Origin of the sequence: Pseudacidovorax sp. 1753, assembly GCF_040544975.1 — a bacterium.
In the GTDB taxonomy this organism is placed as follows: Bacteria; Pseudomonadota; Gammaproteobacteria; order Burkholderiales; family Burkholderiaceae_C; genus Xenophilus.
In genome coordinates this window covers 308,077-322,762 of sequence record NZ_JBEPKY010000003.1, presented here as the reverse complement: position 1 = coordinate 322,762, position 14,686 = coordinate 308,077, and the positions used below count along the sequence as shown (strand labels likewise).

Sequence of the window (14,686 nt, the reverse complement as noted above, 5' to 3'; positions counted from 1 at the left end):
GCTGCCTGTCCAACGATTCCTGGGGGATTCGGTGTACCGCCAGCCGCAAGGAATCCAGCATTCATGCGGGGTGGCGGGGTTTTGCAGGGCCGACTACGACGCGCTGGGCCGTCAAGTGGCCGTCACCGACGCCAACGGCCACACCAACGGCCAGGAATGGGACGCCGCCGGCCAGCTGGTGCGCGAGATCCACGCCGACGGCGGCATCGTGCAGCATGCCTACGACGCCTTCGGCGACGAGGTACGGCGCATCGACGCCCTGGGCGCCCCCACCTGGTACACCCACGACAAGCTCGGCCGCCTGATCAAGACCACCCACGCCCTGGTCGATGTCTACAGCTGGCAGGGCAGCAACGGCATGTCTCCGGCCTATGCCGGCCAGGCCAACCTCACCGAGACCCAGCGCTGGGACCAGGCCGGGCGGCTGCTGTCGAGCACCAACGGCGCCGGCGAGACCACCCGCTACGCCTACGACCTGCGCGGCAACCTCATTCGCACCACCAAGCCCGAGGGCCAGAGCACCCAGGCCGGCTACGACGCGCTCAACCGCAAGGTGCTGCAGGCCGACGGCAACGGCGCCGTCTCGGCCTGGGGCTACGACGGATGGGGCCGCCTGTCGGGCTACGTCGACATCGGCCGCGCCAGCCACAGCTATGCCTACGACCACGCCGGCCAGCTCGTCGCGCAAAGCAGCAGCCGGGGCCAGAACCGGGTCTACAGCTACGACGCGGCTGGCCAGCTGGTGCAGATCAACGACATCGCCCTGGGCCAGACCACGCGCTACCAGTACGACCTGGGTGGACGGCACCTGAGAGAGACCACCATCCAGGGCGGCGTCACCTACCAGGACAACCGCATTGCCTACGACGCCCTCGGGCGCATGCGCTGGGTGGGCGACGGGCGCATCACGATCAACGTGGACTACGACGCCGTGGGCAACCGCACCCACGTGCGCACCCGCGTGAACGATCCGGCCGCCGGTGCCGACCAGATCAGCGACAGCTACAACCAGTACGACGCCATGAACCGCCAGACGGTTGTGGACGCCATCGATGCTTCGGGCAACCTGGGCACCCAGGGCCATGAGATCACCTACGACAAGAACGGCAACCGCACCAGCGACAGGTGGTGGGGCAACCAGGTCGTCACCGTCGGGGGCCAGAGTCAGATCACCGGCTACGACAGCAACAACCAGGCCATCTACAGTTCCGTGCCGACCCAATACCTGACGACCACCGGGTACACGCGCGAGGAGTACCGGTACGACGCGCTCGGGCGCCTGGCCAGCGTCGTGCGCGACGGTGTGCAGACGGACCGGCGCCTGTACGACGGTGCGTCCCGCGTCGTGCAGTCCGGTCCTGCCGGCGCCCTGCCCCAGGCCTACGTCAACGCCCTCAACGGCGTCAACTGGAGCCTGCAGACCCTCGCCGGCACTGGCAGCGAGACCCGCATCAATCGCTACAACGCCAATGGCCAGATCATTCACCAGGACGTTCTCAAGAGCGACAACCTGCCAAAGTACAGCGTCGAGTACAGCCCACTGCAGACTTCGCCCGTCCCAGGCATGGGCACCGCCGGCGGATACGACAATGCCGGCAACCTGCAGGGCTACACGGTCTTCGACTGGACCAGCCTAAACATCACGAACTACTCCAACACCTATAGCCGTGCGGAGGGCTACCGCCAGCTCACCAGCTTTGCCAGCAGCACGCTGACTCAGCCGGGCCTGACGAGTTGGTCCTATGGCAATGCTGGCGAGCTCTCCGGTATCACGGACGCCATGGCGCCCATGAACAACCGCACCTTCGTCAGCGACATGCAGGGCAACATCCTGTACTCGAATCAGGGCGGCCAGGAGCAGTACCAACTCGTGGTCAACGGCCAGGTGCTGGGCCGCTACGGCAAGGTGCGCGACGCGAACAATCCGACCCTGCCGGGCGGCGTGCCGCTGTTCAACGTGCAGGCCGACTTCAACTTCGGCTACCAGCCTATCGATGGCAACTATCCGTCGTCCAGTCCCGGCACCTACGCGGTCGGTGCCGGCGACACCCTGCAGAGCATTGCGCGGGGCGCCTATGGCGACCAGAGCCTCTGGTACCTGATCGCAGACGCCAACGACTTGTCGGGCAATGGCGATCTCAAGTCGGGCCAGGTGCTGACCATCCCCAGCCGGGTGGGCTCGTCCAACAGCGCCTCCAGCTTCAAGCCCTATGACCCCACCAAGGTCATCGGCGACACCACGCCCACCCCGATGGCCATGCCGCAGGGCAATGGCGGCGGCGGATGCGGCGGGCTGGGGCAGATCATCGTCGCGGTGGTCGTAGTGGTGGTTGCCTTCGTCACCCAGCAGTACTATCTTGCAACCTATTGCACATCCATCGGCACTACCGCCGCCGGTGCGACGATCTACTCGACAGGCTCCACCATCGCAGCCGGCGCGATAGGAGGAGCTTCCGGATCAATCGCAGGCCAAGCGGTTGGCGTGGCTATCGGAGCGCAGGAGCGCTTTAGCTGGAAAGGTGTCGCACTTGGAGCGATCAGTGGTGGCGTTTCGGCGGGGGTAGGTGGACTGGTGCCGCAGACGACCAACTCTTTCGTGAATGGTGTAGTAGCCGGCGCGGTGCGGAACACAGTGACGCAAGGTATTGCTGTGGCGACGGGCTTACAGAAGAGCTTCGACTGGAAGGGCGTGGCGGCCAGTGCGCTAAGCGGTGGCATCGCTCAGGGGCTGAATGACGTTATGGGCTACAACCCGCGCATTGATCAGTTCAATCTAGGCAAGAGCCTGATATCGGGCATAAGCAGCAGTGTTGTGGCCAACGCAGCCCGTGGCGGCCGCCTCAGCGGCACCAGCATCGCGGCCGATGCATTTGGCAATGTGATTGGCGATGCGCTGGCAGGGGCCATGGGGCAGAGCAGCGCCAAGGACGATCTCGATGCGTTCCTGAAGCTCAACGACAACTTCAGCGGTGTCGATGCCAGCGGTGGCGCGCTGCTGGTCAACGGGCGCACGTTCTCGCAGGACATGGCGATGCGCAAGGCTCAAAACGACCCCTACGGTCTGAGTGGTGTTGGTTATGACGGCGATGATGGATTAGGGATCGGCGATATTGCAGATGGTGCTGCAGTGCGTGCAGGCCGTCGCAGCATTGATCCTCGTCGCGTGCTGGCCTTGGTTGACGCCAGACTGTCGACGCGAGTGCGCGGCGAGACGCCCGACGACATACGCAGTGGCTTCAACGATTCGATTCGTGATTTGGCTGATCCGCGATTTGCGAGTGGTCTGCGCGGCAGCTATGTGCTCACACCTGGGCAGGCTGCAAGCGTCGACGCTGTGCAACAGCAATACGGATCGATTCGATGGGATGACGAAAGTCGCTACCGCCGTGACCTCTCGGCATTCGCCGACGGGTATCGTGGCTTGGACGATGACATCGTTCGGCTGCACGCGTTGACCAACTTGGCGCAGTCGCAGAATCCGGGCTACGCGATCAATGACGATGTCAGCATTGGCCGCATGCCTACGCTTTTGGGCCGCGACACCTCGCTGCTCGGCCTGCCAAGCCGGCTTTATGGGGGACTACAGGCGATCGTGAACGGGCCGGCAGGCTACGGAGATGATGGTGGAGCGCTCTACCTCAATCCGAGAACGCACACCTACCAAGGGCAGGAGGAAATTGCATTTGAGGCGGCGGCGGTTGGCATGACACCGACCCCTGGGCCTCGCGGTGCTGGTGTGGCTCGCAGTGGATTTGCAGTTGGAGGTACTTCTTCGGAAAAATTGGCCACCACATTGGCGCGCATAGAGGCTGAAAGTTTGCGGCTCCCGGGCGCGGGCGATGAGCTTCTTACGGTCATCTCCCCATCGACCGGTGAAGTTCTTGGCCAGGTATTGCAATCGGGGAGTCGTGGGAGGCCATCGGAATCCTTCTTGAGAGCGATGGACGATGCCGTCTTTACCCACAATCATCCTTCGGGTGCGAGCCTTGGGACAGAGGACGTCGCGACCGCTCTTGCGTATGGTGCTCGACAAGTGCGTGCAGTGGGCGACAAAAACACCTATGTGCTTGACATCAACTTGCCGTCATCCACGCAGTCGCCTGCGCGGATGAACTTTGCTTCAGAGGTCACAGTGGCGCAAGCATCAATTCAGCAAGGCGTGATCGATGGAACTCCCGGCTTCTTCAGTCTGCCCAAGACTGAGCGCATAAGTGCCTTCAGCAGTGCGCTGAGCGAGTACTGGACAAATCTGAGCTCACGATACCCCGAGGCCTTTAAATTCACTGTGACCCCTACAAAGCCATCAAAGCCATGACGGACTCCATGACGAATGCCGAAGCAGTTCCTCCTGTGAACTTGGGCGAGGCGCTGAAGCGTGCCCGTAGTCTGCTCACAGAAGATGATGTCGCGACCCTAAAATCAAAGTCGTTGCCGGCGGCCATATGGTCACTGCATCTGACGCTTGGGCATAGTCTTCGCAGAGACTTGGGTCTATGGAGCGACGACGCGATAACCCTGTTCCGAGATATCACGGAAAAGATGCCCGAGCATCCGGCGCTCGATGCGGACTCTGCGTCGAGCGCATTGATTGCTGCACTGTGGAATGAGTCGCAGTAGTTAATCAACGGGAGGCGGGTCACACAACGGAGACGGCCCCCCGCGTCAGAATAGTTGTCGCCGCGATAAATCCAAGACAGGGGGTGGCGATGAAGGACGAGAGTGGCTCGGTACGGACAATCATTCAAGGACAAGGCTGTAGCGCGCATGCTGCCGCCCGAGAGCGCGCCAGCGGAAGAAGTGGCGCTAGAGGTGGGCATCAGCGCGAGCACGCTGGAGCGCTGGCATAGCGAAGCACTGGCGCAGTCGCCGGGCAAGAAGGTGTGGACGGCCGCAGCGCGGTTTGATGCGGTGCTGGTGACCGCAACGATGGACGAAGCCGGCAAGGCCGCTTGGTGTCGCGCCAACGGCGTGTATCTGAAGGACCTACAGGCGTGGCGCGAGAGCGCCACGCAGGCCTTGGCAGCGCCGGATGAGGTGCGAGCCAGTCCGAACCAGACCAAGCAGGACCGGCGGCGTATCAAGGAGTTGGAGCGGGATCTGCGGCGCAAGAACGCTGCGCTGGCCGAGACGACAGCACTGCTGGTGCTGTCAAAAAAGCTCGAGGCGATCTTCCACAAGGACGAGGACGAATGATCGTCCTGGCAGATCGCCAAAACTTGGACCGAGACATCCTGCAAGCCCACCGCGACGGCGCGCGACTGCGCTTGGCGTGCGAGACCGTCGGGATCGATATCCGAACGCTGCAACGATGGAATGCCGGCGCCGGCCTCGTCACGGGAGATGGCCTATGTCAGCCCGATGCGGTTCGAGCAAGACTGGCATACGGCTCAGGCCACGCAAGCCCATTCATGACTCCGCTATGGGGTACGGTTTCCAGGGGCAAGGTCACGTCAGAATGACGCCTGATGGCAGCTGAAAAAGCATTCCTAGTGGCTGACGGGCGACGACAATGCAGCTATTCGAGCACCCTAGTCCACACGCATGTCGCAAAGCCCCTCTCCTCACACTACCTACGACGCCATCATGGCCGTAGGTATCGCTGCGAGCCAGGCAAATGATTCGGCCGCAGCCATAAGCGCATTTCAGGAGGCAAGTGCCGTCCAGCCGGCAGCTGCACTTCCTCAGTTCATGCTCGGCGCTGAGCTCGCAGCCCTAGGTGACGTGGCACTAGCGGAATCGGCATTTGCCAATGCCGTCCGGCTTGCACCGGACTTTGCACTTGCGCGATACCAACTCGGACTGCTGCAGTTCAGCTCGGGGCGCGCAGCAGTCGCGCTTCTGACGTGGCAGCCCCTACTGGCTCTTGAGCAGCCAGATGAGCCCCTGCCACACTTCGCCAAGGGCTTCGAAGCTCTGGCTCAGGACAAGTTCGACGATGCTCTCGCTCACTTCGAACGTGGCCTGCCTCTCAACACCATCAATGCGGCTTTGTCTGGGGACATTCGCAAGGTGATCGAGAGGATCAACGCCTTAAAGTCCTCTCACCCTCTGCCGGCAACTCCTGAGGCGCAAGGTGCAGGTCAAATGCCTGAAGCGCCGGCCGAAGCCGACGCCCACTTTCTCCTGGCCAACTACCAGCAGAAAGGGTTGGCGCACTAGCGATTGCCTCTATCCATCTGATGATTGACCCGACCACGCAATTAGCAGCCATGATCCGCGCACAGTTCCGCGCGCAGGATCAAAGGCGGGCAGCAGGTGCGGCAAGCACGCAGGACTCGCGAGTCAAGCCTGAGACAGCCGCGCACAACGACACCCAGGAGCTCCAGCCCCATCTCCAGCAGCTGGTCGCAATGCGTATCCGTGCTTTGGACGCTGACGATCCGAATCGTCGTCGCAAGGCCTTTCGCGTGTTCCTCGAAGGTGTTTTGATGCAAACCTTCGGACGCGACCGCATCGACGGCCTTGCTTTCGATCAGATGGTCGACAAGGTCATGCAGCGCATGGAATCAGACGCTGCACTTGAGACATTGATGAGCGAAGCGGGAGAGCTGCTGCTGGCTGATGCTGCGCACCCCCCGACGTCCTAAAGCCGCCTTGATCGAGTCGGTAGACGGATCGCCATACTCCCCATGCCAGCGGGCGACGTCGCACCATCACTGCGCCTCACCCTGAAGCCGGAGCTACATGCCCGCCAGAATGCGGCGGGCGAAACGTTGAACATCGCTGGCATCTTTCACTTCGCCGCTCAGCAACGCCTGCGCATATCGCCCGGAAGCGTTACTGCGATCGAGCCGAAGTGCCAGTTCTGCGTGCTCGCTGGACTCACCCTGGCGAGACTGCATAGCCAGCGCCACTGCCAAGCCTCCATGGCTTTCCGCAAAGTTTCGGTCGAGGCTCAGGGCTGATTGAAAGCTCTCTTCGGCGCCAGCCAGATCTCCTTGGGCGATCTGCGTCCAAGCTAGGCCATGCCAGGTGCCAATATGCTGTCCCATGACGGAGAGCGCCTGCTTGAATGCCTTGAAAGCTTCCCCCAACTCGCCTGCAAGTAGCCAAGCAAACCCACGCGTAGACAGTGCCCGACCATCCCCGGGGTGCCGTTGCAACGCCGCATCCGCAAACCGGCCGGCCATTGCCGCGTCCTGACGTGCAAGAGCCAGCGATGCACACGCAACGAAGGCCTCCGCCGGATGCTCGGCTGCGTCGCCACTTCCCAGGCTCAAATCGCTCCATCGTTTAGCCGCGTCGAAGTCCGAAGCGTCAATTGCGATCAGACTGGCAACGCCGGCAGCTTGCGGATCAAGCGACCCTCGGCGTTCTGCGTCCAAGGCCCAAGCCATTGCGCGCGCGAGCTGTGCGTCCTGATGAAGAGCGCGCGACCAGAGTTGCTGAAGCGCCCGTGCGGCTACCGGAGGGTTACCGGCACTTTCGGAAGCGGTGACGCTGCTCGGCGTCGATGTCTCCAGCACGCTAGCAAGTCGCTCTACGCTGCGCCCTTTGTCGCCTCGACGCAGATCGATAAAGGCAAGGTTATGCATCAGAACGTCCAGAAACCCATGAGGTGGATTGGGCGTGGGCAGAAGCGCCTCCAGGACCGCCTGTGCTTCGTCGTAGCGCTGCTGGGCAAGCCAGAAGTCCCCCTCGCGCAGCCGCCAGCCAAGTGGATCCGCATCGAGCCCTTGGGCATGCCGCAGGTGCGCCTGAGCCTTGTCCCATTCGCCGCAGGCCAACGACGCCTCGAAAGCCGTGATGAGCAGCTCGTTGTTGCTTGGATCTTGCTGGAGAAACCCCTCCATGCGCTGCAGGCGCTGACGCGCGGCGACCAGCCGAGGGTCGTTTTGGATGGATGCGTCGGGTCTGGAAGGAGAAGGTTCGGTCATGTCGATAGGCTTATGGGTTGGCGAAGCGGCTGCCGATGCTCACAGGGAAACATCGAGCCGAGAATCCTTGTGGAGAAGCTCCCGCAGGCGCAGAAGGCCTTGCCGGTGCAGTTGCGATACGCGGCCGCGAGTGACTCCCATCTGGGCAGCGATTTCATCGAAGGGCACTTCTTGCAGGTAGTGGTGCCGAATGACAAGCCTTTGCTGATCCGCGAGCTGATCAACAAAGCTCCGGAGCACGGCCCCGAGCTGACGGAGTTCTGTCTTGCGGAAGTAGCTCACCTCCGGCGACGGAGCATACGAGTCGACGCCCGCACCGAAGGCGTCGGCATCCACCATGCCGGTGTCTTCGAGAAGCACCCCGAGCGCGACGCCTATGCCCACCTCCGCTAAATACTTGAAGAGCTTGTCCGCTGCCCGCTGACCTGAGGTGCTGGCCGCCGTCTTGGCGTCTGAGGAGGGCGAGCTGGCGGCATCGACCCCGTCTTGCATGGAAAGCAGCTCTGAGCTTGCACCTCCTTTGATGGACGCGAGACGCTCTTGCTGAAGACGGGTGCGAATGCTGATCTGCTGATTCTTCTCGGTGAGCCGGACCAATCCGTTGAGGATGGAGCCTTGCACGCGCTTGGACGCGAAGGTCTTGAACTGCGCACCCTGGGACGGATCGAAGCGGTCCACCGCTTCGATGAGGCCCATACGGGCAAGCTGAAGGTATTCCTCGAATTCCACATCGCTGTGCGTCCGGCGGCCATACAGGGTGGCCGCCATCATTCGCGCATAAGGAAGGAAGTGGCAGATCAATAGGTCGCGCGCGGCGGCGTCCTTCTGAACTCTCCACTGGCTCCACAGAGGCGCCAACGCAACCGCCTCTTGCGAAGCAAGATCCGAAACGTCAGCAGCTGATCCGAGCTCACGTTCGTTGACGAACGTACCCGGCGGGTTTCTTGAGGCAGCCGAGCTCAGACGCGCCATAGGCACTCCATCTGCAAAACCACGTCCGATACCCTAGTGAAAGCTGCCAACCAGCGCCTTCAAAACCAGGCTCCAGCCGTCGACCAGGATGAACATCAAGATCTTCAGCGGGAGTGCAATGGTTGTCGGCGGCATCATCATCATCCCCAACGCCATGAGAATGCTCGAGACGATGAGATCGATGAGCAGGAATGGCAGGAAGATCACGAAGCCGATTTGAAAAGCCGCGCGCAGCTCTGACAGCATGAACGCCGGAATCAGCTGCACATTGCTGATGTCGTCCATCGACTGCGGTGTAGGTGCCTTGGAGAGCTCAACCATCAACGCAAGATCGGCTTCTCGCGTCTGTCGCACCATGAACTCACGAAGGGGTGCAATCCCTTTGCTGTAGCCATCCTCCATGGAGAGCTTGCCGGCCATGAAGGGCGCGAATGCATCCTGATTGACCTTCTGAAGCACCGGGGACATGGTGAACAGAGTCAGGAACAGAGCCAGCCCGATCAGCACGGTGTTCGGGGGTGTCTCATTCATCCCGATGGCGTGTCTCAGCATGGACAGAACGACGATGGTTCTCAGGAAACTCGTGAGGCACACCAACAATGCAGGAAGAACAGCAAGGACCGTCAGGCCGAGCACCACCCGCAGGGCCTGGGCGGTCTCTGTCGAGGGCTTCGAAGGACCCGCCCCGATCACGGTGGAACTCGCACCGCCATTTGAGACAGACGGCGACGCCACTCGCGGTGCACCGCCTTTGCCCTGCGCGATGCTTGCCGGGACAGAAGGAGCAGGAGCCGAGCCTCGGGACGGTGACGCCACCGCCGTGGGCACTTGGGCGCCCGGCTCTCGCGTCGTCTCTGTAGATGACGAATCTTCGCCTACTCGCGCAGGGGCGGGCGCTGGCGCGTCTGGCGCTTTAGCCACTGGCGCCACAGAAGCGGTATCTGCCGCCTCCGCCGGTTCAGTCGCCTGTGCCCATCCTGTGCTTTGAAGAGCACAAATCAGCAGACTGACAAGCACGACACGCAGTCCAGCAGGGAAACAGCCGATACCAACAGCCTTCGCCCTCATCGTGCGGCCTCTTCCGCATTTGGAACCGGCGCGGACTCTTTGGCAGGTACCTCGGCCAGCACCCTGATCGAGTTGTCGGTGCATCCCAGCAGGAGGCGTTTGCCTCTCCACTCGATCACGTGCAGGTGATGACGCGGAGACAACCGGGAACCAGAGACTCGAAGAATCTCGGCAGACGCGTCATGCTGAAGCCAACGGTCCCCCAACATCCTCAACCATGGCGCGCCGGCGGATTGATGGCCTGGGGCATCGCCCGACCGTGACGTGAACTTTCTGCGCCGAGCGAGGCCGAAACCCAAGAGACCAACGATGCCCATGATCGGGACAAGTGCCCACCAACGCGCATTGATGGCAGTCTGATCCGCCACAGCGTCCCGGCGCACGGGAATGCTTGGCGGCAGAGTCCCGCCGCCTATTGGGGATGCAGTCGTCAACGCAGAGATCGAGTTGGCGCTGCTCGGCGCTGTTGCCCCAGCCTGCGCCCAAGCGGGTGACCCCGCAAGAAGAGGCAGGAGCCACGCGATCAAACAGACCCCATGCCACCCGGTCAGCACGCCAGACCAGACGTCCTGCGACCAGCGATCCCGGCTCCATTCGCGCATCCGTCAGTTTCCAGCAACGAGGCCAAGCGCCACGGGCAGCTCAGTGATACGCACACCGAAATGCCCATCGACGGCGACAAGTTGGCCCCGCGCGACGACTTTGCCTTCGATGGTGAGATCGACAGGGGCATCCACCTCTCTGTCCAACGTCAGCACCTGGTGCTCCTTCGCGCCGAGAAGCTCCCCCACGGAGATGGTTGCCTCTCCCACCATCACCTGCAAGGTCGCTCTGATCTGGTGCAAAGGGTTCCATCCCTGAAGAACGGGGGTGGCGCCACCTGACCGGTGAGAGCTCTCGCCTCGCTCCTCAGGCAACTCCGGCAAGGCCAATGCCTGCACGGTTGGCGGCGGGGCAGTGTCGGGACCGGGGCGCGCGGCGCTTTCGACGCGGCTCAACCGAAGGTCGGCGGCGATGTTGTCTACTGCTGTTGTCATTGAAGACTTCCCTTTGGCTTTTGAACGTGCAGCGGGATGCCGCTGTATGAGGTTGTTGTCTGGGCCTTCGCCGCTGCATTGAGCGGCCGCTCCTCAAGGGCGCTGGCAGAAGGCACGAGTTCCACGGCCATGCGGCCGGCGCTTTGGCCAAGCCAGGCCTCGCACACGGCTGTGCCATCCAAGTCGACCACGTGTGCGGGGACGTCCAGCGAATGATCCAGAGGCACGACGTCACCCACACTGAGACCTTGAAGCTGCCCCAGGTTGAGCTGAACGCCGTCCAGCATGACCCTTAGTTCAACTTGCCGATCCGCCAGCACCGCATCAAGCCGGCTCTTTGCGGTCCTGGTTGCCGGCAGGTCCGAGGTACGCGGCTTCGGCATGGAGGAAGGAACACTAAGCAAAGTCCGAACGACGTCATACGGCACATCGACGACCCACCCGTAGCCACACCAGTCCGCGCGAATGCGCAAGGCACCCGACCACGCATGAGCTCTGGCTTCAGAAAGTGCGCCAACCAGGGCATCCCGATGCTCAAGTGCCTCGACCTTGAACATGCCGCGGAGCCGTGTCATCCAGTCCGCTACCGCCGATCCGGCGAGCGCAATCGCCAAACCATCGCTCGGCAGATTGAAGGCGCCAGCCAATCCTTTCGTGGAGGACGCTGATGGGGAAGCCATGAAAAACATCTGCGCAGCAACGATCCGCACAGCGATGGCCAAGCCCTCCGACGCGTCGCTGGCGTTGCGATCTTCTCGTGCCGGCTCCACGAACGCTCCTTCACTGCCGGCCGGAGCTTCAATGCTCCAGTAAACGGTGCCTTCGCGCGCACGGCTCCAGGTCCCGTCCGCTTCGAGCACCGCCACCTGCGGTGGGTCGTCAGCGCGGCCGTCCGCACGGAACCAATCCGATCGCCAGGTCTCAAGCAGCTGCGAGAACTGGGTTGCCAATGCGCTTCTCTGCGCTTGCGACCAGTAACGTAGCGGCTGGGCGCGCCGCGATGCCTCTGCTGCGTCCATCAATGCAGACGACTCTCCGACAGAAGACAGCATTGCTTCAGTCACCTGCTCTTCATGGAGAACAGCTCCTGCAGCATGTCGTTCGCCGTCGAGATGACTTGAGAGCTCGCCTGATAGCCGCGCTGCATGATCACGAGGTCGCTGAACTCCTGCGACAGGTCGACATTGGAGATCTCAACCCGACCGGATCGAACCGAGCCGAATGCACCTTCGGACGCCACTCCGACGTGCCACGCATTCTGGTTCAGCGCTTCGAACTGGTTGTCACCCACTGAGCCCACCGCGTCCGGAGAGTCGAATCGGGCAAGCGCCAGCTTCGGTCCCTTGACGGTCTGACCGTTCGAATAGGTCATGACAAGAGTGCCCGTTGCGTCAAAAGCTGCGCCGCTCATGGCGCCCGGCCCCACCCCATCCTGCGAGTCCGCCTTGAGCGAGGTTTGGCCCGCGAACAGCACGACATCGGAACTGAAGTCCAGGGTCAGTGCCATGGCGGGCTGCCCTGAAGGCGTGTAGCTGGCCTGCACGACCGCTGTCGTTGCGGTCGGCTTACCGTCCACGAAAACCATTTCGCTGGTGCTGACGACGGTCGAGCCTTCCATGAGCTCCACTTTCATGGTCGTCCCGCTGGCATCGGCGCTCTTTACAGAGAACTTGAGGCTCAACGTATGGCTGGTTCCACCAGCATCGATCACCGTGATACCGCCGGCCGTCTGCTCTGTCACCGTGTTGGAGAGATTGCCCGAGAACTGCACGCGGGAAGTGGGCTTGCCAAGATTGATCATCTTCCCAGTCAATGACACAGGCGCGAACGCGCCGTTGGCATCCATGGCCATGACTTTCTCGCCGTTGATCCTGCTCACGAGCGTGCCATCCGTGTCGAACTTGAATTGGCCCGCGCGGGTGTAGGTGGTCTTCCCTTGCTCATCCTGCAGCACAAATAGACCTTGCCCGTCGATGGCGAGGTCAAGGTCATTTCCCGTCTGCCGCAACTCGCCTTGCGTGAACGACATGGACGTTCCCGCAGTGTTCACGCCGAAACCGACTTGGTCCTTTCCAGCCCCTCCTCCAAGGCCATCGCGCGAATAGAACAAGTCTGCGAACTGAAGGCTCGAGCTCTTGAAGCCAGGCGTGTTCAAGTTGGCAGTGTTGTTCGCGATGACGCGAAGCCCACGCGAATAGCCCAAGAGGCCGGTCATGCCGACATAGATCGAATCAAGCATTGAGTATCCCTTGTTCAAAGTGGTGGTCAACGCACCGCAACGAGTTGGCTGAGCGACACGTTGTTCAACGTGGCTCCGCCGGTGGTTTGTATCGTCAGAAGGGGCGCATCGCCGGACAACGACAGCGCACTGACGGTGCCTGTCACACTGCCGGTTGCCGTCGTCACTTCGACGTTCTTACCGATCAGCCCGACGGATTGGAGCGCGGCCTGGTTGGTAATCAGCGTCTCAATCTTGGTGTTGAGCTGCTGTGTCTGCTCCAGGCTCGTGAACTGCGCCATCTGAGCCATGAACTGCTGGTTGTCCATGGGCTTCAATGGATCCTGGTAGGTCAGCTGCGTAAGAAGGATCTTCAAGAAGTCCTCCATGCCGAGGCTCTTGGCCTGCAGGTTTGTCGCGCCGGAACTGCTCACTGCATCTATTGCCATCAATCCTCCTGGGATGGGTTCGCATTGAAAGGGATGCCGCTGTCCGCAGGGGACGCCGCATTGGTAGGTGCGTCGGAATGCCAGGCACCGTCTCGCCAGACCAAGCGACCATTGCAGACCACTTGGTGCAGCCGGTCGCCACGCAAACGCATCCCGCGCTCCAGGTCGGCGACCCACTGAGGCATCATGGACAAGAGTTGGACGTCATCCGCGCGAACGGCAATCCAGACGGCTTGGCCTTCGAGGGTGCTTTCCTCGTGCAGTCTGACTGGCGCAACGGGGGCACCCGATTGCACGGACGGACGTAACGGCTGACCAGCTGATGTCCGCGCCAATGCCCACTCGGCCCTGGGGACGGACTGCGCAGCACCCGCGATATCTCCGCTTCGCCCGTGCTGAGGCGAAGCCATCAGCGGTTGCTCTGCTTGCAAGGGCGCCACGGCCGCAGATGCCTGGATGGAACCAGCTGCAAATGTCGTCGAGGCAGGACGGTATGCCAAAGTCATCGCCAGTGCTGCAGAGTCAAGTCGAGCTTGCTTCAATGGCATTTCGGCTGAACACGACGCATCGTGCACATGCTCGGTCGTCTGGACCGGACGCGCCTCGACAGCGGGATTGGCGATAGAACCTGAACTGGGCCGCACGGGGTCCAAGGTACCGCCTTCAGGAAGAGCGGCAGGCGACATCGCCTTGGATTCACCAGTCGCCGACGGAGGCGCTGCTGTCATCGGCAGCGTTGCGCTCGAGGGCTCTGAGTTCGCACTCTCGAGCCCCTCGTCGTCAGCTTTCGCCTCCCACTGGCTCCCTTCAGGCTTAGGCCGCGACGACGCGTGCGTCCAAAGTGGTCGGTCAAATGAGTCCATCGGTGGAGGCTCGACGCTTGCCGACTCAGACCTAGCCTCCAGGCTCATACTCATTGCCGGCAGCATCCCTGCAGGAGCGCTCAAGTCTTTGACTGAGGTGCCTCCAATACCCCTCAACGCTCCAGAGTTCTGCGGGCGCGAGGTCACTGCCGCGGCGTCTGGCAGCTGAGTTTTGAACCACGTGTTCAGTTGAGCACGCTCC

12 protein-coding genes and 1 pseudogene are annotated in these 14,686 nt (G+C 62.0%); 5 read left to right on the top strand and 8 right to left on the bottom strand.

The window, feature by feature from the left end; translation table 11 throughout:
- Positions 1 to 31: 31 nt before the first annotated feature.
- The 5 genes and pseudogenes from ABIC63_RS05845 to ABIC63_RS05825 all read left to right on the top strand — a co-directional run bounded on the left by ABIC63_RS05845 (position 32) and on the right by ABIC63_RS05825 (position 6,587).
- Positions 32 to 4,315, top strand: a complete 4,284-nt coding sequence (locus ABIC63_RS05845) for a LysM peptidoglycan-binding domain-containing protein (RefSeq protein ID WP_354319028.1) — start codon at positions 32 to 34, stop codon at positions 4,313 to 4,315.
- A gap of 8 nt (positions 4,316 to 4,323) precedes the next feature.
- Positions 4,324 to 4,617: a hypothetical protein gene (locus ABIC63_RS05840; protein ID WP_354319027.1), complete on the top strand. Its 294-nt coding sequence runs from the start codon at positions 4,324 to 4,326 to the stop codon at positions 4,615 to 4,617.
- Positions 4,618 to 4,719: 102 nt separating this feature from the next.
- Positions 4,720 to 5,342, top strand: a pseudogene (locus tag ABIC63_RS05835) (IS3-like element ISAzo10 family transposase); the annotation flags it as partial.
- A gap of 199 nt (positions 5,343 to 5,541) precedes the next feature.
- Positions 5,542 to 6,159, top strand: a complete 618-nt coding sequence (locus ABIC63_RS05830; RefSeq protein ID WP_354319026.1) for a hypothetical protein — start codon at positions 5,542 to 5,544, stop codon at positions 6,157 to 6,159.
- 20 nt (positions 6,160 to 6,179) lie between these two features.
- On the top strand, positions 6,180 to 6,587 hold the full coding sequence (locus ABIC63_RS05825; protein WP_354319025.1) for a hypothetical protein: 408 nt from the start codon (positions 6,180 to 6,182) through the stop codon (positions 6,585 to 6,587).
- Between the two features lie 93 nt (positions 6,588 to 6,680).
- On the opposite strand, the gene ABIC63_RS05820 is transcribed toward ABIC63_RS05825, so the two are convergent.
- From ABIC63_RS05820 to ABIC63_RS05785, 8 genes are all read right to left on the bottom strand, one after another.
- On the bottom strand, positions 6,681 to 7,877 hold the full coding sequence (locus ABIC63_RS05820) for a tetratricopeptide repeat protein (RefSeq protein ID WP_354319024.1): 1,197 nt from the start codon (positions 7,875 to 7,877) through the stop codon (positions 6,681 to 6,683).
- A gap of 39 nt (positions 7,878 to 7,916) precedes the next feature.
- Complete coding sequence (locus ABIC63_RS05815; protein ID WP_354319023.1) at positions 7,917 to 8,849, bottom strand: sigma-70 family RNA polymerase sigma factor; 933 nt, start codon at positions 8,847 to 8,849, stop codon at positions 7,917 to 7,919.
- Positions 8,850 to 8,882: 33 nt separating this feature from the next.
- Positions 8,883 to 9,584: a flagellar type III secretion system pore protein FliP gene (gene fliP, locus ABIC63_RS05810; protein WP_354319022.1), complete on the bottom strand. Its 702-nt coding sequence runs from the start codon at positions 9,582 to 9,584 to the stop codon at positions 8,883 to 8,885.
- Positions 9,585 to 9,913: 329 nt separating this feature from the next.
- Positions 9,914 to 10,126 carry a flagellar biosynthetic protein FliO gene (locus ABIC63_RS05805; RefSeq protein ID WP_354319040.1) on the bottom strand — a complete coding sequence of 71 codons (213 nt, stop codon included), beginning with the start codon at positions 10,124 to 10,126 and terminating at the stop codon, positions 9,914 to 9,916.
- A 396-nt stretch (positions 10,127 to 10,522) separates the two neighbouring features.
- Positions 10,523 to 10,954, bottom strand: a complete 432-nt coding sequence (locus tag ABIC63_RS05800) for a FliM/FliN family flagellar motor switch protein (protein ID WP_354319021.1) — start codon at positions 10,952 to 10,954, stop codon at positions 10,523 to 10,525.
- Positions 10,951 to 12,006 (bottom strand): FliM/FliN family flagellar motor switch protein, encoded by a 1,056-nt coding sequence (locus tag ABIC63_RS05795; RefSeq protein ID WP_354319020.1) that lies wholly within the window; start codon positions 12,004 to 12,006, stop codon positions 10,951 to 10,953. Before ABIC63_RS05795 ends, ABIC63_RS05800 begins: the two co-directional genes overlap by 4 nt.
- A gap of 8 nt (positions 12,007 to 12,014) precedes the next feature.
- A complete protein-coding gene (locus ABIC63_RS05790; RefSeq protein ID WP_354319019.1) occupies positions 12,015 to 13,193 on the bottom strand; it encodes a flagellar hook protein FlgE in 1,179 nt (392 codons plus the stop codon).
- A 26-nt stretch (positions 13,194 to 13,219) separates the two neighbouring features.
- Positions 13,220 to 13,621, bottom strand: coding sequence for a flagellar hook capping FlgD N-terminal domain-containing protein (locus ABIC63_RS05785; RefSeq protein ID WP_354319018.1), 402 nt, complete (start codon positions 13,619 to 13,621; stop codon positions 13,220 to 13,222).
- Positions 13,622 to 14,686: the final 1,065 nt, after the last annotated feature.